Source organism: Niveispirillum sp. SYP-B3756, from assembly GCF_009495745.1.
Classification (GTDB): Bacteria; Pseudomonadota; Alphaproteobacteria; order Azospirillales; family Azospirillaceae; genus Niveispirillum.
In genome coordinates, this window is sequence record NZ_WIDQ01000004.1 from 447,910 (window position 1) to 467,304 (window position 19,395).

Genomic DNA, 19,395 nt, shown 5'->3' on the forward strand with positions numbered 1-19,395 from the left:
CCCTACTTTCCTTCCCCTTTCAACATTGCCTTGCGCTTTTCCGCCAGGGGGGAGACATAGCCCGGTACCTCCGGCGGCACATCCTCCGCGTAGGCTTCCAGGGTGCCGCGCACGCCTTCGTCGGGGCCGTCGGTCGGTTGTTCCAGCAGGTGGGGGTGGGCGCGTTCCACCCGTTTCAGTACCGCCTTGGGAATATCCTCTACCGTGCCGGTGATCTTGTAGCTGTGCATCCGGCCCATCAGCACGCCGTGAACCCCGCTCTGGCCCATGCGCATCCAGGGCCACCAGGGGGCCTGGCGCATGAAACCGGCATGGAAGCGGGCGCTTTCCAGGGAGCGGTCATCAATCTCCCCGGTCGGTGTGAACAGGGTGAAATGTTCCGATGGGTTGACGCGCCGCCCGGTGGAAGCCTTGGGCCAGCCCTCCGGCGTCACCGGGTTGGTGTATTCGTGTGCGTAATCCCAGCTCAGCAGATACTGGTCGCCGATGCGCTGCCAGGGCAGCAGGAAGGGTTTGCCCTTCTGGGACTTGGTGCCCCCTTGGGTGCCATGGTCATTATTCACCGTTTCGCTGTCGCCGACCTTGAAGACCTTCTGTTCCAGGGTCAGCGAGCCGCGCCAGCGGTCATTGATGAAGGGGAACACCTCCACCCGCTCCCCGGTCCAGGGATTGTCCCAATGGTCGATAATCTCCCCCGTCGCCAGATCGGTGAAGAAGCCGCATTCCTTGCCCAGCACCTTCAGCGAGCCGTCCGCCTGCATGATGTTGCGGTTATTGCCGAACCCGCAATAGCCGAACAGGGGCACGGCGCGCTTGTCGCCAACGATGGCATATTGCACGCCCTGATATCCTGACAGCACCGATTTCGGCCCCAGCGTGCCCCACATCTTGCCGAATCCGTACAGGTTCTCCCGCGGGTCGGTGATATCCAGCGGGCGGATATTCCCCTTGGCCGGCTGGGGCGTGGCGGCGAAGCCCGGGGCAGCCGCCATCGCCCCCATTCCCGCCATGCCGCCGAAAATGGACCGCCGCGTCAGTGACCGCATGATCGCTTCATGGAACATTCTGCACCCCTGTTCTGCTTGTCATTATCGGAAAGGCTGAAGTTCCAGCCCTTCACCATGGACAATGCGGGCTTTGCCGAATGTGGCAGGGGGGATCGGCCATCGCTGTCCACCAGACGGCGCCACCGGACGGGGGAAGCCGGGAGGCGGTTGCAGAACCGTATCGCACCGCCTCCAGATCGGGTATCTTGTTTTAAGATATTAAACTATTCTGATATTCTCTTTTTCGTCCGGGGGTTCGGTCATGCGCTTCTCTCTGATGTGCGGCGGCATTTTATTGCTGGCGGGCCTGCGCGCATCCTTGTCCTTTGCGGCGGAGCCCCCTCCCTTTGCCGGGTTGGAGATGGAGGATGAGGTGGTCGTGCAGGCCTGGCATCCTTCACCCGCCCAGATTGACGATTTTGTCCGCGAAGCCTTGCCGACAAAGGGGGCCAAGCAACTGGCCCGCTGGTACCGCCCGGTTTGCGCAGTCGTTCTGGGCCTGCCGCCGGCACAGGCGGCCCTGGTTCAGCAAAGGTTGCAAGCGGCCGCCACGGGCCCGGCGGAACTGCCACCCCCCCGTCCGGGCTGCAAGCCCAATATTGCCATCTTCGCCACGGATAACCCGGACGCGCTGATTGAGGGCTTGATCAACCGCTACCCCAATATCTACCGGCCCGACCTGACGAGGGAGTTTCGGCGGATTTTGGCGAAACCCCGCGACGCCGGTGGCGCTATCCGTGTCTGGTACCGCACGGTGACCACCAGTTCCGTGGGATTATCACCAGAGATGGCGGGGGAGGGGGGGCGCGTGACGCCGGTTTTCAGCTCCGTCTTCGCGTCCCGCATCGTCATCCCGGTACGGTCGGAGATGCTGCGTGTGTTGATGATTCTCGATCCCCGCCAAGTTCAAGGGCGGGGGGTGGAGGCGGTCGCCGACCATATGGCCATGCTGGCGCTAGGCCAGTTCGATGGGGATATTGCTGCGGGCATACCGACCATTCTCAACCTGTTCAGCGGTGATCCTGGCGCGATGCCGACCGTGATGACGGAATGGGACAAGACGATGCTGAGCGGGCTGTATGCCGCGCAGGAGGATCGTACGATCTGGTCACAACGTCGCTATGTCATCCGCCACATGCGAGAGGTGATCGAGAAGCCTTAAGCTTCATCGCTGCGTGGCCGGAAAGCCCCCACCTTTTCCGGGTAACGCGGTCCCAAGGCCGAGGCCGGTGCGGTTAGGCCGGCCAGCGGCACCGTATCCCCGGCATCCAGATAGGCGCGCAGCAGGCCGGCGGCGTCATCGTCATACAGATCCAGAAAACCGTGCCCCCAGCCGGGCACTTCCAGCAGGCGGCTATGAGGGGCGATACCCTCGGCCCGCCGGCTGTGCACATCCAGGTCATCGCCGGTGACCAATACCAGCAGCGGCTGTGTCACCCCCGGCAGACGCCCGGCCATGTCATAGGCAAAGGCGGCCTTATGCCCCCAGGCCGCCTTGCGCCCACCCAGTAGCGCATCGGGGAACCGTTCGGAGATCTCCTCCACATCCACGCCGGGGCGGTTATGGTGGTAATAGAAACCCTGCCAGCGATCCAGAATATGGCTGCCATCCGCCTTGGCCGGGCGCTCATGATAGAAGGCGCGGAACTGGGCGCGTTCTTCGTCGGTGATGATGGGGGCGGCGACGGTGGCCAGTCGGCGCACCCGATCCGGGGCTTGATTGGCCATCTCCACCGCGATCATCGATCCGGTGTGATAGCCCAGCAGATCAACCGGTCCTTCCACATCCAGGGCGGATAGCCCGGCCAGCAGGGCCATAGCATAATCCCCGATGGAAGGTGGTTCCGCCGGCGCGTCCGACAGGCCGAAGCCCGGCGTATCAAAGGCAATGGCCAGCCGGTCATGCCCCAGGCGGGCCAGCAGGTTCTCGAATACCCGTCCGCTCATCGGGCTCATATGGATGCAGAGCAGGGGCGGCTTCGACCCGTCGTCGCCCCCGGCCGGTCGGGCCAGCCGCAGATGCATCTGTCCATGGGGACCATCCACATAGGCGCGCCTGACCGGGACCATGGCTCTCCTCTACATCTATTAATCTATCTATGGATCATTTTATGTTTCAGGATGATGCCTTGCCTTGGGCGCTGTCAATCCCATCTCATGCCCATCATGCGCGATGAAGAAAGTTCTCTGCAGGGCCGTCTGGCGCGATATGCCCGGGTTGGCACTACCATGGGGGGCCTTGCCGCCAAGCTGGCCGGCGAGCGGTTCCTGGGTATCAAGCTGGAGCGGGAGGCGCACGCGGCGGAATTGCGGGCAGCATTGGGCGGCTTGAAAGGGCCGCTGATGAAGGTGGCGCAAATCCTGTCCACCATTCCCGATGCCTTGCCAGCGGAATATGTGCAGGAACTGGCGCAGCTTCAGTCCGATGCCCCGTCCATGGGCTGGCCCTTCGTGAAGCGGCGGATGCAGGCCGAACTGGGCGCTGACTGGCAACAGCGCCTCGCCGGTTTCGAGAAGGAGGCGGCGTCGGCGGCCTCGCTGGGGCAGGTGCATCGCGCCACCGCCCTGGATGGCACGCTGCTGGCTTGTAAGCTGCAATATCCCGATATGCAGTCCGCCGTGGCGGCGGATTTGCAGCAACTGAAACTGCTGTTCGCCGTCTATGCTCGCTATGACAAGGCGGTCCGCACCGATCAGATTCAAGATGAGTTGGCCGAACGGCTGAAAGAGGAACTGGATTACGCCCGCGAGGCGCGCCACCTGACGCTTTACCGTCATATACTGGCCGATGTGCCGGGCGTGCATGTGCCGGCTTTGCGCCCCGAGCTCAGCAGCGGCCGGCTGCTGACCATGGAATGGGTGGAGGGCGTGAAGATCACCCAGTTCAAGGATGCACCGCTGGAACTGCGCAACCAATTGGCCTTGCAGATGTTCCGGGCCTGGTACGTGCCCTTCTACCGCTATGGCATCATCCATGGCGATCCGCATCTGGGCAATTACACGGTGCGGGCCGACCACACGATCAACCTGCTGGATTTCGGCTGCGTGCGCATTTTCCCGCCCACCTTCGTGGCGGGGGTGATTGAGCTTTATGAGGCGTTGCGCACGCAGGATACCAACAGGGCGGCGGCGGCCTACGAAAGCTGGGGGTTCCGTAACCTGACGCGGGAACTGGTGGAGGTACTGAATATCTGGGCCGGCTTCATCTATGCCCCGCTGCTGGAAGACCGGGTGCGGGCGCTGGAGGAAACCAATAATGGCCGTTATGGCCAGGCCACCGCCGCCAAGGTGCATGAGGAATTGCGCCGCGTGGGCGGCGTGGAAATTCCGCGCGAATTCGTCTTCATGGACCGGGCGGCCATCGGCCTGGGCTCCGTGTTCCTGCATCTGCGGGCGGAACTGAACTGGTTCCAGCATTTCCAGGAACTGATCGACGGGTTCAGCACAGAGGCACTGGCCGCAAGGCAGGCGACGGCGTTGCAGGTGGCGGGGCTGTAGGGGTTTTCTGCTTTATCTCAAAGGGCATGGGACATGACCCTTGAGATAAGCCGAAGCCCCTTCACTTCGCCGCCAGTTTCTTGCTCAGGGCCTGGGCCTGGCGTTCGCAGCCCTTGGCCAGCATCCAGGCGGCCAGCATCCGGTCGCCCTTCACCGCGTCGGGTGCCACGTGCAGGGTGACGGCGCTGCTTTTGCCATCCATGTCAAACAGATAGGTTGCCCCATCGGCAAAGGGCACATCGGCCGGCAGGGCCAGATCCTGCGCGCCGGCGGGCCAGGGGGTGGTGGCGGTCCAGGCGCGGTCGGCCGGGGCCAGGGTCAGGTCGGTGGCCGTCGTCGCCGCGCGCCACAGCACCGGGGCGGCCCCCGGTTGCAGGCAACCATGGCCGGACTGGCTGGCATCCACCAACCAGGGGCGGGGCAGGGGCTGTGTGCTGCTGGCGGCGCGCACGGCACCAAGGGAGGCGGTGTCACTGTCCCGCGCGCTCAGCAGGCTGGCCAGCGATTGGGCCACCCCGCCGCTGCTGCCGCCGGCACCATTACCGGGCTTGCCGCTGAACGGCCCCTGCAGGTTGATGGTGGCCCCCTCGGCCGAGACCAGCACCAGCCGGCTGCCCGCCGGCAGCGACAAGGCTGCCTCGCTATCCAGCACCTGACCGGGGGCCAGGGCCGGTGCGCTGGATTCCACCACCACCAGTTCGGCGGCAGTGGCGGGCAGGGCGGTGGCGGCGGTCAGCAGCAGGGCAAGGGCGGACAGGCGGTTCAGGGCCATGATGGTGAGTTCCTCAGAAGGAGACGGCCAGATCGATGAAGAAACGCGGATCGGGGTCGGTCAGGCCGGGCAGGTCCAGCTTGGTCAACGGCACCGCCACCTCCCCGGACAGGCTGAATCCGGCCGGCAGTGCCAGCCGGACGCCACCCCCGATTGAGGTGAGATCGGCATCCAGCGCCACAGATTGCCACACCCGCCCCCAATCCGCATAGGCATAGAGGGTCGCAGCCTGTACGACCCGCCCGGACCAGGGCAGGCGATATTGCAGCTCGGCACTGGCGGCCATGCCGCGCGGCCCCGCCAGATCGCCGCTATTATAGCCGCGCCCGAAGCGGCTGCCGCCCAGCACGAACTCTTCGCCGGCCACCAGCACATCATCGGTCCATTGGCCCGACAGGCTCAGCGTGGCGGCCAGCCCCTCGGCCAGCCGCACGCTGCCGGTGGCCTGTCCTTCCAGCTTGGTGAAGCCGGCATCGATGCCGCTGCGCGACGTGATTTTACCGGCCTTGGGGGAGGCACCCAGCATATCCAGCCCCTGGGTCAGCCCGGTGGAAAGCTGAAAAGCCGTGCCGGCCCAGCCGCTCCAGGACAGGGTCAATTGTCCTTTCAGGCTGCGCCAATCATCCTGCGTATAGGGAAAGCCCAGAATATCCACCTTGGCCTGCTGCGCCGCCCATCCCACCTCACCCTGCAGGTTCAAGGTACGCGAGCGGATGATGGGATAGGCCAGCCGCTGCCCGGCCGACCAGCTTTCCGTGCGGACAGCGAAGGGACGCAGCGAGGCACCGGGCCGCCCGCGCGACCAGGAACCCTGGCTGGCCAGTTGCCAGCCATCGCCGCCCAGCGGCTGCTGATAGCGGGCATTCACTGCCCGCTGTTCCCGGCTGTCCGGCGTGCCGGAAACCGTCAGGCCGATCTGTTCTTCCTGTCCCAGCAGGCCATTGGCGTAGAGATCGGCATAAAGGCTCCACGGGCCGGCATAGTCTGACCCGTGATTGCCGATGCCTGCCGACCCGCCCCAGGGCTGGCGGGCCACGGAGACCACCAGTTCCGCCGCCCCGAAATCCGCCCCCGGCCGCAGTACGGCATTGATATCGGTGCCCGGCAGATCATCGGCCAGCAGCAGAGCGCGTTCCAGCCGGTCGATGCGGGCGGGCTTGGTGGCAATCGCCGCCGCTGTCATCGCCGTCAGCCGGTCGGTGATGGCGGCATCGCCCTTTTCCACCAGCAGCCGGTCGATATGCCCTTCGATGACGCGGATGCGCAGGGTGCCGTCCGCCAGTTCCTGTGCTGGCACATAGGCGCGTGTCAGCACATAGCCCAGGGCGGCATAACGGTCCTGGATGGCATCGGCCAGGGCCGACACCTCGGCCAGGGTCACCGGGTGGCCCAGCAAAGGCTGGATCAGCGGATCATAGAAGGCGGGGCCGACAATGCTGGCCCCCTCCACCTGGATCGCCCGCAGGGTGAAGCGCAGCTCCTGCCCTTCCTTGGGCGCCGGGCGGGACCGGTTCTGCGTGGGGATGGAAAATTGCAGTTTAGCTTCCGGCGGGCGGCGCTGCTGTTCCTCAATCGCTGGCGGCAGGGTGCCGCGCCCCGGCTGAACCGCGCCCGGCAAGGTGGGGGGCGCGGACTGGCCCTGGGCGGCCGGAATACAGGCCAGCAGCAGGCCACCCGTCAACAGCGTCCATCCCAGGTGCCGGGGCATTTTCAGGGAACCATTCATGTGCATGATTGCGCAGGTCATTTCACGAAAGCCGGCGGGGGCAAAGGCGGGCCGTAGGTTTCTCAACCGGCGTTGATAAATCCCCGTTCATAGAGCGCCAACCAAGCGGCATAGGGGGCAAAACCGCTAAGAATGGGCGGGAAGGTCTGGCCATCGCCCTTTCCGCGCCCCCGCAACCGGCAAGGTTCCGCCCCCGTGCCCCGCAAAAATGCCTTTTCCCCCCGTGCCTTGCCGCTGTTCATGCTGCTGTCGGGTGTCAGCGCGCTGGCCTTGCAGGCCCAGGCGCAGCAGGCCCCGGCCCTTGCCCCGACAGGGGCCAGCGTGGTGTCGGGCAAGGTGGGAATCGAAACCAACGGCGCCCAGACCATCATCAACCAGTCCAGCGACCGGGCCCTGGTCAACTGGTCGCGCTTTGATACGGCGGCCGGGCAGCAGGTGCAGGTCAATCAGCCGGGCAGCAGTTCCCTGCTGGTCAACCGCGTCACCGGCGGGGCGGCGACGCGGTTCGATGGCACCCTGTCGGCCAATGGTCAGGTCTTCCTGCTGAATGAGGCGGGGATTTTCTTCGGCAGCACAGCGCAGATCAATGCCGCCGGCTTTCTGGCCAGCACGGGCCGGCTGGATGAGCAATCCTTCCTGGCCGGCGGCTCGGTGCGGATTGAGCTGGCCGACAGCCTGTCCCGCATCGTCAACCAGGGCGTGATCCAGGTGGCGGAGGGTGGCTATGCCGCCCTGGCCGCCGGCATTGTGCAGAATAGGGGCGTGGTGGAGGCGCGGCTGGGCCATGTGGTGCTGTCCGGTGCGGAAAGCTTCACCCTGGATCTGGCCGGCGATGGGCTGTTGAGCTTTGCCGTGCCGGCCGGCAGTGCCGCTGGCCAGGTGCTGAACCAGGGCCATCTGGGTGCCGATGGCGGGACCGTGCTGTTGACGGCACGCGGCGGGCGCGATGCCATGGCCGGCGTGATCAACAGCAGCGGGACCGTCCAGGCCCAAACGGTACAGGAACGCGGCGGCCGCATCATCATCGCTGGTGATGATGGCGTCTCGGTGGAACTGTCGGGCCGGGTGGATGCCTCTGCCGCCAGCGGCCAGGGCGGCGGCATCCGGGTGGATGGCGGGGCCATCGCGCTGACCGCTGCCAGCCTGTCCGCCGATGGCGCGTCGGGCGGCGGCACCGTTGCCATCGGCGGTTCGCCCAAGGGGGACCGGCTGGCGCAGACCGTCGCCATGGATGCGGCCAGCCAGATCAGCGCCGATGCCAAGGCACAGGGCGATGGCGGCCGCATCACGCTCTGGTCACGCAAAGCGACCAAGGCGGAAGGGGCGATTTCCGCCCAGGGCGGGACGGCCGGCGGTGATGGCGGCTTTGTTGAGGTGTCGTCCAAGGGTGGGGTGCGGCTGACCGGTGCGGTCTCGCTGGCGGCCCTGGCGGGCAAGGGCGGCACGCTGCTGTTGGACCCGACCGATATCATCATTGACGATCTGGCCGACCTGTCGGGGATCGGGGCCGCCGATCTGGGCGTTTCGGTGGAAACCCTGGCGGCCAGCAGCGCCAGCATTGTCTATCTGGAAGCCGACAATAATATCATCATCCGCGATCTGGCGGCGGGCGGCGTCACCATGCTGCCCGATGTCTCCCTGTCGCTGAAGGCGGGTCTGGACAGTGGGGCGGCGGAAGGCAGCATCAAGTTCCTGACCAGCGGCACCCAGCTCACCACCAGCGGCAGCGGCCGCATCACCCTGGACGCGCGCGGCAATATCGACGGGGCCTTCAAGCTGAGCAGCGGTGCCGGTGATATTGTGGTCGCCGCCGGCGGCACCATGCGGCTGACTGGTGCCGATATCCGCACCAGCAGCGGCGATATCACCCTGGTTGCCGGCCATCATAGCGGCGGCCAGGGCGCCATCGTGCTGACCGATACCAACATCCATGCCGATCATGGCTGGGTCATCCTGTCCGGCGGGCCGGGGCTGGATACGACCAGCCTGCTGGAAATCTACAGCGCCACCGGCACGGCCAGCGATGCGGCCGGTATCACCCTGTCCAACAGTTCCATCAGCATCGATCAGGGGGAAATCACCCTGCGCGGTCGTGGCAGCGATTTCGGTGCTTCCGGCGGCAATCACGGCATCGCCATCACCAATGGCAGCGTGCTCAGCGCCGGCGACGGCTATATCAGCCTTTATGGGGAGGCATCCGGGACCGGTGGCGGCAGCTATGGCGTGCTGGTCAGCGGGGCGAGCACCCGCCTTTCCATCACGGGGAGCGGCGGCTTGAGCCTGCGCGGCACCGCCACCGATAGCGTCGGCCGGGGGCAGGGCGATAATAGCGGCATCGTCATTGCCGACGGGGCGGCCCTGTCGGTCGCCACGGGAGCCATGCGCTTGACCGGCAGCGGCGGGACCACCGACCTGGCCGGGCCGGAAGATAGCGACGATGGCGGCAATGATGGGGTGCGGATCCAGGGGGCGGCCACCCGCCTGACCATCAATGGCGGCCGGCTGGTGCTGAACGGCACCGGCGGCACAGCCGGGACCGGTTCCTCCGGTGCCGACAGCCTGGGTGTGGTGGTGGATGGGGCCCTGATCGCCGGCACCAGCGGATCGGAACTGACCATCATCGCCGATGGTGACAGTGCCGCCACCGCCGATGCCCATGGTGAAAAGGGCATCGGCCTGTGGCTGGGCAATGGCGCGGTGCTGGGGCAGGCGGGGTCGGATGCCACGCTGTCGCTGGAATTGCGCGATCTGGCCATCAGCGGCGGGGCCGCCATTCTGGGCGCTGGCACCATCGCCATTGCCACGCGGGACAGCGCGGACAGTATCGGGCTGGGGGATGGGGTCACCGGTTCCCTGCATGTTTCGGCGGCTGAGATGGCGGCCATTTCCAGCAGCTTCACCCAGCGGACCATCGGGCAGCTGGAGGGTTCGGGGGAACTGCGTGTCGGCGATGTAGCCCTGACCGGCCGCACAAGGCTGCGCATGGATGGGGCCGATGGCCGGATCATCCTGTCGGGCGCCGTGGATGCCGGTGAAAACAGCCTCAGCCTGAATGGCGGCGGCATCAGCCAGACCGGCTCCAGCGTGCTGACGGTCGGGGTGCTGAATGCCGATGCGGTGGGCAGCCTGTCACTGACCGGGGCCAACCGGATCAGCGAACTGGGCACGATCAAGGCCGGCAGCGGGGTGGATATCCGCAGCACCAGCACCCTGACGGTGGGGGATGTGGATGCCGGGGCCGGCACCCTGCAACTGCTGGCCGATGGGGTTGACCTGATCCTGGGGGCGGCGGCGACGCTGCGCAACAGCGGGGCCGGGCATGATATCATCCTGGCCAGCACCCGCGATTTCAAGGCCGACGACACGGCCAGCTTGACGGCCGGTGGCCGCTGGCTGATCTATTCCCGCTCTGCCGCCACGGCCGATCTGGGCACGCTGTCGGGCACCGTGCTGCGCGGCCGCTCCTATGCCGATCATCCGCCCTCCGGCGTGACACAGAGCGGCAATCTCGTGCTTTATGCCGCCAGCGGCACCCTGACCGTCACTGCCAATGGCTTTACACGCGCCTATGGTGCCGCCAATCCCGCCTTCACCTATACGGTCACCGGGTTTGAGGCGGGGGACACGCTGGACAATACCATCAGCGGGGCGGCCCTGCTGGGCACCAGTGCCACCGCCGCGTCGGGGGTGGGCACCTATACGATCAGCATCAGCCAGGGCACGCTGGCCAACAGCAAGGGCTATGATTTCAGCTATGCCACCGGCACGCTGACAATCAATCCGGCGGCCCTTGCGATCACCGCCAACGATGCCAGCCGGACCTATGGCGCGGCCAACCCGGCTTTCACGGCGCGCTATGATGGGCTGGTAAATGGGGATACGGCGTCGGTGGTCGGCGGCCTGACGCTGGCGACCAGTGCCACGGCCGCGTCGGGCGTGGGTAGCTACGCCATCACCGGTTCGGGTGCCACGGCGGCGAATTACACGATCAGCTATCAGGCTGGAGCGCTGAGCATCACCCCGGCGGCTTTGATGATCCGCGCCAATGATGCCAGCCGGACCTATGGCGCGGCGAACTCCGCCTTCACGGCGCGCTATGATGGGTTGGTGAATGGTGACACGGCCTCGGTGGTCAGCGGCTTGACGCTGGCAACCAGCGCGACGGCTTCGTCGGGTGTTGGCAGCTACGCCATCACCGGTTCGGGTGCGACGGCGGCGAATTACACGATCAGCTATGAGGCGGGGGCGCTGAGCATCACGCCTGCGGCCTTGATTATCCAGGCCAACGATGCCAGTCGCGCCTATGGCGCGGCGAACCCTGCTTTCACGGCGCGGTATGAGGGGTTGGTGAATGGCGACACGGCGTCGGTGGTCAGTGGGTTGACGCTGGCGACCAGCGCGACGGCGTCGTCGGGTGTGGGCAGCTATGCCATCACCGGTTCGGGAGCGACGGCGGCGAATTACAGCATCAGCTATCAGGCTGGTGCCTTGAGCATCACGCCGGCTGCCTTGACCATCCGCGCCAATGATGCCAGTCGCGCCTATGGGGCGGCGAACCCGGCCTTCACGGCGCGCTATGACGGGTTGGTGAATGGCGACACGGCCTCTGTGGTCAGCGGCCTAACCCTGGCGACGAGCGCAACGGCTTCGTCAGGCGTGGGCAGTTACGCCATCACCGGTTCGGGTGCCACGGCATCAAATTACACGATCAGCTATCAAGCTGGTGCGCTGAGCATCACGCCTGCGGCCTTGACCATCCGGGCCAATGACGCCAGCCGGACCTATGGCGCGGCGAACCCTGCTTTCACGGCCCGCTATGATGGGTTGGTGAACGGTGACACGGCCTCGGTTGTCAGCGGCCTGACGCTGGCAACCAGCGCGACGGCAGCGTCAGGCGTGGGCAGCTACGCCATCACCGGTTCGGGAGCGACGGCGGCGAATTACAGCATCAGCTATCAGGCTGGTGCCTTGAGCATCACGCCGGCTGCCTTGACCATCCGCGCCAATGATGCCAGTCGCGCCTATGGGGCGGCGAACCCGGCCTTCACGGCGCGCTATGACGGGTTGGTGAATGGCGACACGGCCTCTGTGGTCAGCGGCCTAACCCTGGCGACGAACGCAACGGCTTCGTCAGGCGTGGGCAGTTACGCCATCACCGGTTCGGGTGCCACGGCATCGAATTACACGATCAGCTATCAAGCTGGTGCGCTGAGCATCACGCCTGCGGCCTTGATTATCCAGGCCAACGATGCCAGTCGCGCCTATGGGGCGGCGAACCCGGCCTTCACGGCGCGGTATGAGGGGTTGGTGAATGGTGACACGGCTTCGGTGGTCAGTGGGTTGACGCTGGCGACGGGTGCGACGGCTGCATCGGGTGTGGGCAGCTATGCCATCACCGGTTCGGGTGCGACGGCGTCGAACTACACGATCAGCTATCAGGCTGGGGCGCTCAGCATCACCCCGGCGGCCTTGACCATCCGTGCCAACGATGCCAGCCGGAGCTATGGCGCGGCGAACCCGGCTTTCACGGCGCGCTACGATGGTTTGGTGAATGGAGACACGGCGTCAGTGGTCAGCGGCCTGACGCTGGCGACCGGTGCGACGGCCGCGTCGGGCGTGGGGAGTTACGCCATCACCGGCTCGGGCGCCACGGCGGCGAATTACACGATCAGCTATCAGGCGGGTGCGCTCAGCATCACCCCGGCCGCCTTGACCATCCGGGCTAACGATGCCAGCCGGCCCTATGGCGCGGCGAACCCCGCTTTCACGGCGCGCTATGATGGTTTGGTGAATGGCGACACGGCCTTGGTGGTCAGTGGGCTGACGCTGGCGACGGGTGCCACGGCGTCGTCGGGCGTGGGGAGTTACGCCATCACCGGCTCGGGCGCCACGGCGGCGAATTACACGATCAGCTATCAGGCTGGAGCGCTGGGCGTCACCTCGGCGGCCTTGACCATCCGTGCCAATGACGCCAGCCGCGCCTATGGCGCGGCGAACCCCGCCTTCACGGCGCGCTATGATGGGTTGGTGAACGGTGACACGGCCTCGGTGGTCAGTGGCCTGACGCTGGCAACCAGCGCGACGCCGGCGTCGGGCGTGGGCAGCTACGCCATCACCGGTTCGGGTGCGACGGCGGCGAATTACACAATCAGCTATCAAGCTGGTGCGCTGAGCATCACCCCTGCGGCCTTGACCATCCGGGCCAATGATGCCAGCCGGACCTATGGCGCGGCGAACCCCGCCTTTACGGCGCGCTATGATGGTTTGGTGAATGGTGACACGGCCTCGGTGGTCAGCGGCTTGACGCTGGCAACCAGCTCGACGGCTTCGTCAGGCGTGGGCAGCTATGCTATCACCGGTTCGGGTGCGACGGCGGCAAACTATACGATCAGCTATCAGGCTGGAGCGCTGGGCATCACCCCGGCGGCTCTGACCATCCGGGCCAATGATGCCAGCCGGACCTATGGCGCGGCGAACCCCGCCTTTACGGCGCGCTATGATGGGTTGGTGAATGGTGACACGGCCTCGGTGGTCAGCGGCTTGGCGCTGGCGACCCGCGCGACGGCGGCATCGGGTGTGGGTAGCTACGCCATCACCGGTTCGGGTGCGACGGCGGCAAACTATACGATCAGCTATCAGGCGGGTGCGTTGAATATCACCCCGGCGGCCTTGACCATCCGTGCCAACGATGCCAGCCGGACCTATGGCGCGGCGAACCCCGCCTTCACGGCGCGCTATGATGGTTTGGTGAATGGTGACACGGCGTCAGTGGTCAGTGGCTTGACGATCAGTACCGATGCCACGCCGGCTTCCAATGTCGGGGCCTATCGGATCAACCTGTCGGGGGCGACGGCCGCGAACTATACGATCAGCCTGCAATCCGGTACCTTGACGGTCATCCCGGCCGCGCTGACCATCCGGGTGGCGGATGCCAGCCGGGTACGGGGGGCGGCGAACCCCGCTTTCACCGTGATCTATGACGGCTTCGTCAATAATGACAGTGCCGGCATCGTCAGCGGGTTGGGCGTGGCGACCCCAGCCACCAGCCTGTCCGATCTGGGGTCGTACCGCATTACCGCCAGCGGGGCGGTGGCGGCCAATTATACGATCGCCTATCAGGAGGGGACGTTGACGGTGACAGCCCCCCCCGCCGGGCAGCTGCCGGGGCCGATCGCCTCGCTGGTGCCGGTCACCCAGGTGAATGCCATCAGCAATGTGCCGCCGCCCCTGCCAGCCGTCGCCAATGCCGGGGTGCCTGGTGGTGGCGGCACCGTGGCGGCGGTCCTGCAGCCGGGCAATCCACCCGCCAGCAACGGCGGCACCGGTGGCGAAAGCCCCGCTGCCGCTGGCGGCCAGCCGGCGAACCAGAGTGACGCTCCGGCGGACCGCCTTGCCGAGGCGGCGGCCCCGACCGGTTCCGCCCCTGTCAGCGGCAGTGTGAATGACCGGGTGACGGCGCCGCAGGTGCTGATCCCCGGCCTGCTGGTGCGGCAGACTGTACCGCCGCCGGTTCCGGTGACGGGCACGCCGGGGTTGGACCAGAATTATCCGGTGATGGGGCAGGGCTGGTAAGATGCAGCGGCAGATGAAGGATTGGATGCTGGCGCTGGGCGCCCTGCTGCCGCTGGTGCTGGCCGGATGCGCCGGGCCGGGAGCTGTACCGCTGACAGCCGGGACAAACGGCCCCGCCGCGTCCAGCGGCGGCGCCGGCGTGCCGGCCGGTACCGATGCCGGCGGCCGGCAATGCCGCGCCACCGCCTTGCCGCCGCTGGCCGGTGGCACCCAGGTCTGGGACATTGCCTGCGGGGAGGAGGGGGAGGCCGGGGGTCAGCTCTGGTCCCGCCCCGCCGCCGCCCTGCCGGTGGGGCGCGATGATCTGCGCCGCCTGTCCGACCGCAGCGACTGGGCCAGCCAGTTGGCGCTGAAGGCCAGTTGCCAGGAACCGCAATGGCTGCCCACGCCCTTGGGCGAGGCGATGGTGCAGAATTGCCAGCTCCGTGAAGGGGGCTGGCCGCATCTGTCGCTGGTGCTGGCGCTGGAGGGACGGCTTTATCAGGCCGATGGCATCCCGGCCATGGCCGATCCTTTCCTGGCCGCCATCGCCATGGCAGCCGGCAAGCCCGCCCCCGCCCCGGTGCTGACGGCGGCCTTGGGGCTGGGTGAGCGGTCCTTTGGCAAGGGGGAGGTCACCCGTTTCGATGGCGACCGCCGCCAGGGCCGGCTGGCCAACAGCCTGGAGAATTTCGCGGCGGCTGAGGCATCATATCGCCGGGCGCTGGCCATGCAGACCCGCATCCTGGGGCCGGACGCGCCGGGCCTTGGCGACACGCTGATGGCCCTGGCGCTGGAGGTGAGCAACCAGGGCCGCAATGAGGAGGCGGATGGCCTGTTCGACCGGGCCGAAGCGCTGATCCAGCGGTCGTTCGATCCGGCCTTGCGGGCGCGATTGTCGGCCTATCGCGGTTATCACGCGCTGGCGGCCGGGCGGCCGGAAACCGCCCTGGTCCTGGCCAAGGCCGCCAGTGCCGCCCGCCGCCAGCGCGTGGCGGAGCTGGAGGGCGATGACCCCACCGGCCTGAACCGCGCCGTGCTGGGCAATCTGACGGCGGCGCGCGCCGAACTGATCCATAGTCTGGTGCTGGAGGCCGCCATCGGCATCCGCCTGCGTCAGGCCCCGCTGGCGGAAGCGGCCAGTGCGGAGGCGCGGCGCATTTTCGACCGCACGCCGGGTCTGCCCTCCTGGTGGCAGCCGCGTCTGCTGGCCCAGCAGGGCATGGCTGATGCCATGGCCGGGCGCACGCGGGAAGGGCTGGAAAAGCTGGCGGCTGCGACGGCGGCCAGCCGCGCTTTGTTCGGCGAAGGCTGGCCCGTCGCCAGCCTGTTGCTGGAACGCGGCCGGGTGGCGGCAGAGGCCGGGCTGAACGAGGTGGCCCTGGTCAGTTTCGAGGCGGCCTTTACCATCATCCGCAGTGCCGACCAGCCGCCAGCCCAATTGCCGCTGGACCGCATCGCCCCTTATCTGCGGGCATCCCTGGCGGTGGCGAAGGCCAAACCGGCAGAGGCAGCGGCCCTGCACGCCGCCATGTTCCAGGCGGTGCAGTTGGTGCGCGAAGGGGCGGTGGGCCAGACCATTGGCCGCGCCGCCGCGCGTTTTGCCACCAGTGACCCGGCAGCGGCCGAGGCGGTGCGCAGCCAGCAGGAAGCCGCCCGCCAGCGCGACCGGCTGCGGCTGGATCTGGCGGCGGAAACCGCCAAGCCGGATGGCCAGCGCTCACCCGCGCGTGAACAATCCCTGCGCACAGAGCTGGAGGCGGCCGGCCGCCGGGCCGATGCCGCCGATCAGGCGCTGGCCAGCCGCTTCCCCGATTATAACCGCCTGACCCGCTTCACCACGCCCACCGGGGCAGAGGTGGCCGCCGCCCTGCGGGAAGAGGAGGCGCTGTCGCTGTTCGCCTTTGCCGATCAGGGCGGCTTTGGCTTTCTGGTGCGGCCCCAGGGGGTGACGGCCTATGCGGTGGAATTATCGCGGGCGGAGCTGACCCGGCAGGTGCAGGGGCTGCGCCGGGTCTTTGTGCCGCGTGACGGTGGGCTGCTGCCGTTCGATCTGGCGGCGGCGCATGGGCTGTATCAGGCGCTTTACGGCCCGGTGGCGGCGGAAATGGCCGGGGTGCGGCGGCTGGATCTGGTGCCGGGTGGCCCGCTGCTCAGCCTGCCGCCGGCCCTGCTGGTGACGGCACCGGCGGCGGCGGGGGATTACGCCGGGGCGGCGTGGTTGGCGCGGGGGCGGGCCATTGCGGTGGCGCCATCGGTTCCGGCCTTCCTGTCGCTGCGCCGGCTGGCCAGCCGCTCCACGGCGCAAAAGCCCTTCATCGGGTTCGCCGCACCGCCCTTCCAGGGGGCGGTGGGCCGTGCCGATGGCATGGCGGCCCTGGCCAAGGAATGCCGCACCGGCGGGGCCGTCGATCCGGCCCTGCTGCGCAGCCTCGCCCCGCTGCCGGAAACGGCGGATGAAATCCGCCAGATCGGCCAGGGGCTGGGGGCAACGCCCGATGCGCTGCTGACCGGGGCGGCCGTCACCAAGGCGGCGCTGCGCCGGGCCAGCCTGTCCGATTACCGGGTGCTCTATTTCGCCACCCACGGGCTGCTGCCGGGGGAACTGCGCTGTCAGGCCGAGCCCGGATTGGCTCTGGCCCCGCCCACCAGCGCCAACCCCGATCCGGCGGATGACGGGTTGTTGACGGCATCGGACGTGGCGACCCTGCGGCTGAATGCTGAACTGGTGGTGCTGTCGGCCTGCAATACGGCGGGTGGGGGCCAGTTGGGCGGGGAATCCCTGTCCGGTCTGGCCGAGGCCTTCTTCTTCGCCGGGGCCCGCAACCTGCTGGTGACGCATTGGCAGGTGCCGTCAAAGCCCACCGTGGCCCTGATGACCGACAGTTTCGCCGGCCTGCCGGCGGCGGGTGGCGATGCGGCAGCGGCGCTGGCGACGGCCCAGATGCGGCTGGCCGCCAGTCCCGGCACCGGCCATCCCTTCTTCTGGGCCGCCTTCACCCTGATCGGGGATGGGCTGGTGCCGGTGCGGTGAGGGGGTGTTGGTCTGTACGCGTTACGGTTGGTTCGACCAGCCGTGACGGATGATCTCCTTCATCTCACTGAAAAGAGCGATCAGGTCCGGCACCATACGTTCCATGCATTCCATGGTGCCGTCATATTCCGGTCGCACCATCGCCATTTCCGGTAAACGCTGATCTTCTGGCAAAAGTTTATTCGCGTCTCTTGCCAATCCTATCCAGACGGATCCAATACCCTCTGTTCTATCCACGCGAACACTGTCTAGCATGGGGTCAAGTATATCATATTTTTTTACAACCAAAGAACCTGTCCATACCCAGCCGCCAATTTCTTCGCTCCCAAACTCTATCATACGCCAACGTTTAAATTGTTTTGCAGTGGGGTCATTTTTTTTAAAAATATCATATAATTTTTTAAAATCTAACTTCGGGTCAACGTCAATTTCGCTGCTTTTTGAGTATTTTCTACATAAATCAGCATATTTAAATGGAAAACCTGATGCAGATAACAATGCGTTAAGATGGGCGTGTAGGTGTGGGTTGAATGCCGGATCACTCATAGACATTTCCCTCTGTGTCTCGTATTTTGATGGAAGCCTTTCGAGCTGCTTTTAGTATTTTCTCGGGTATTTTTTTATTTTGCTTTGGCACTTCCAGCCAGAGCTGTCCAGTCAGCTTTGTTTGTTGAAGAAGTCGAGGTCGTGACTTTACATTGGCGATCTCTGTCCCCGGTGCATATTTTAGCTTGGCCTCAGATATCTTCGCCAATGCAGATTCGATTTTGATATCAGCTAACTGAGAGAACTTCATTGATACGGGACCTCCACTGGGCCCTGTATCAATAGCATCTAAAATGTAGTATCCCTTGCCGGTTCGCCGGACGACATAAATTTGTGTGAATTGGTAACGAGCCGACTGTATTTTTTCCCATTTTATTCCCTCCCTAACATTGTGCCGGAACACCTCTTTCTGCGACAGCCCGGCGGCGGTGCCCACCTCCCTGGCTTCCACCAGTTCCACCACTTGGAACGTCCGGGGCCGGGCCAGCCCGGTGCCGCGTTCCAGCCGCATCACCAGGGGGGAGAGCGTGTCGCGGGCGAAGCGGGCGGTGCTGGCCAGGCGGGTGACGGCGGCTTCGGCGCGCGGCGACAGGCGTCCACCCCGCACACCGGTTTCCGCCGCCAGGAACTCCACCATGCCCAGCGTCTCGCGCTGGGATCGCCCCAGGCTGGCCCGTTCGATCCAGCCCTGCCGGGCCGCCATCTCCGTCCCGCCGATGATGCTGGCCTGGATGCCATAGGCGGCCAGATCGAACAGGTAGGCCGCCGCATTGATCGGGGCCGTGGCCACCCGGTTGACCGTGCCCAGCAGGTCGGGCCGGTCCAGCCCGAAGCTTCGCCTTGTCTCGCCCCCGAAACCGGAAACGCTGGAAAGCGGCCCGATCTCCTGGGCAATCACCTCAGCGATGGAGCGCAGCCGTTCCGCCGGCGGCTGATAGCTGGGATCGGCGTAAAGGCTGGTTTCCAGCCCGTCCGGTGCCGTCACATGCAGCGGCACGGTGCCGTTGGGGATCAGCCCATAGCCGTCCGGCACCCACCAGTCATCGGGCAGTTCCAGCAGGAACAGGCCGACGAAACTGCCGCTCTCCACCGTTGCTGTCTGGCCATCCATGGGGAAAATCCGCCCGCCATTGCGCGGGGGAAGTGTTCCCCAACCGCGCATCGACGGTAAAGCAACCTTGCGGCTTAACCCCGACCCCAACGGGGGTAATGCGGTGGCGGC

At 66.2% G+C, this 19,395-nt stretch carries 10 protein-coding genes; 4 read left to right on the forward strand and 6 right to left on the reverse strand.

Going from position 1 to position 19,395, the window contains the following annotated elements; genetic code table 11:
• Window positions 1–2: 2 nt before the first annotated feature.
• On the reverse strand, window positions 3–1,064 hold the full coding sequence (locus GE253_RS11950) for a DUF1838 family protein (protein ID WP_153204334.1): 1,062 nt from the start codon (window positions 1,062–1,064) through the stop codon (window positions 3–5).
• Between the two features lie 244 nt (window positions 1,065–1,308).
• On the opposite strand from GE253_RS11950, the gene GE253_RS11955 reads away from it, so the two are divergent.
• Entirely contained in the window at window positions 1,309–2,208 is a 900-nt protein-coding gene (locus GE253_RS11955; RefSeq protein WP_153204335.1) for a hypothetical protein, read from the forward strand.
• On the opposite strand, the gene GE253_RS11960 is transcribed toward GE253_RS11955, so the two are convergent.
• Complete coding sequence (locus GE253_RS11960; RefSeq protein ID WP_153204336.1) at window positions 2,205–3,116, reverse strand: alpha/beta fold hydrolase; 912 nt, start codon at window positions 3,114–3,116, stop codon at window positions 2,205–2,207. The genes GE253_RS11955 and GE253_RS11960 overlap by 4 nt on opposite strands.
• A gap of 96 nt (window positions 3,117–3,212) precedes the next feature.
• On the opposite strand from GE253_RS11960, the gene GE253_RS11965 reads away from it, so the two are divergent.
• Window positions 3,213–4,544, forward strand: coding sequence for an AarF/ABC1/UbiB kinase family protein (locus tag GE253_RS11965; RefSeq protein ID WP_153204337.1), 1,332 nt, complete (start codon window positions 3,213–3,215; stop codon window positions 4,542–4,544).
• 61 nt (window positions 4,545–4,605) lie between these two features.
• Here the strand turns inward: GE253_RS11965 and GE253_RS11970 are convergent, their stop codons facing one another.
• Together GE253_RS11970 and GE253_RS11975 are read right to left on the reverse strand one after the other, a co-directional pair.
• A complete protein-coding gene (locus GE253_RS11970; RefSeq protein WP_153204338.1) occupies window positions 4,606–5,316 on the reverse strand; it encodes a hypothetical protein in 711 nt (236 codons plus the stop codon).
• Between the two features lie 13 nt (window positions 5,317–5,329).
• Window positions 5,330–7,024, reverse strand: a complete 1,695-nt coding sequence (locus GE253_RS11975) for a ShlB/FhaC/HecB family hemolysin secretion/activation protein (protein ID WP_173012606.1) — start codon at window positions 7,022–7,024, stop codon at window positions 5,330–5,332.
• 213 nt (window positions 7,025–7,237) lie between these two features.
• Between GE253_RS11975 and GE253_RS11980 the strand changes: the two genes are divergently transcribed.
• Window positions 7,238–14,614, forward strand: coding sequence for an MBG domain-containing protein (locus GE253_RS11980; protein WP_173012607.1), 7,377 nt, complete (start codon window positions 7,238–7,240; stop codon window positions 14,612–14,614).
• A gap of 1 nt (window position 14,615) precedes the next feature.
• Window positions 14,616–17,627 (forward strand): CHAT domain-containing tetratricopeptide repeat protein, encoded by a 3,012-nt coding sequence (locus GE253_RS11985; RefSeq protein WP_153204341.1) that lies wholly within the window; start codon window positions 14,616–14,618, stop codon window positions 17,625–17,627.
• 21 nt (window positions 17,628–17,648) lie between these two features.
• Here GE253_RS11985 and GE253_RS11990 read toward each other — a convergent pair whose 3' ends face one another.
• Window positions 17,649–18,173, reverse strand: coding sequence for a hypothetical protein (locus GE253_RS11990; RefSeq protein WP_153204342.1), 525 nt, complete (start codon window positions 18,171–18,173; stop codon window positions 17,649–17,651).
• Window positions 18,166–19,284, reverse strand: coding sequence for a hypothetical protein (locus tag GE253_RS11995; RefSeq protein ID WP_153204343.1), 1,119 nt, complete (start codon window positions 19,282–19,284; stop codon window positions 18,166–18,168). The genes GE253_RS11990 and GE253_RS11995 overlap by 8 nt, the downstream gene beginning before the upstream one ends.
• Window positions 19,285–19,395 lie beyond the last annotated feature (111 nt).

Bases quoted from the DNA above. Each gene is read 5' to 3' on its own strand.
- GE253_RS11995 (WP_153204343.1), bottom strand. From the start codon at position 19,284: ATGGATGGCCAGACAGCAACGGTGGAGAGCGGCAGTTTCGTCGGCCTG.
- GE253_RS11950 (WP_153204334.1), bottom strand. From the start codon at position 1,064: ATGTTCCATGAAGCGATCATGCGGTCACTGACGCGGCGGTCCATTTTC.
- GE253_RS11970 (WP_153204338.1), bottom strand. From the start codon at position 5,316: ATGGCCCTGAACCGCCTGTCCGCCCTTGCCCTGCTGCTGACCGCCGCC.
- GE253_RS11960 (WP_153204336.1), bottom strand. From the start codon at position 3,116: ATGGTCCCGGTCAGGCGCGCCTATGTGGATGGTCCCCATGGACAGATG.
- GE253_RS11965 (WP_153204337.1), top strand. From the start codon at position 3,213: ATGCGCGATGAAGAAAGTTCTCTGCAGGGCCGTCTGGCGCGATATGCC.
- GE253_RS11975 (WP_173012606.1), bottom strand. From the start codon at position 7,024: ATGCCCCGGCACCTGGGATGGACGCTGTTGACGGGTGGCCTGCTGCTG.
- GE253_RS11990 (WP_153204342.1), bottom strand. From the start codon at position 18,173: ATGAGTGATCCGGCATTCAACCCACACCTACACGCCCATCTTAACGCA.
- GE253_RS11985 (WP_153204341.1), top strand. From the start codon at position 14,616: ATGCAGCGGCAGATGAAGGATTGGATGCTGGCGCTGGGCGCCCTGCTG.
- GE253_RS11955 (WP_153204335.1), top strand. From the start codon at position 1,309: ATGCGCTTCTCTCTGATGTGCGGCGGCATTTTATTGCTGGCGGGCCTG.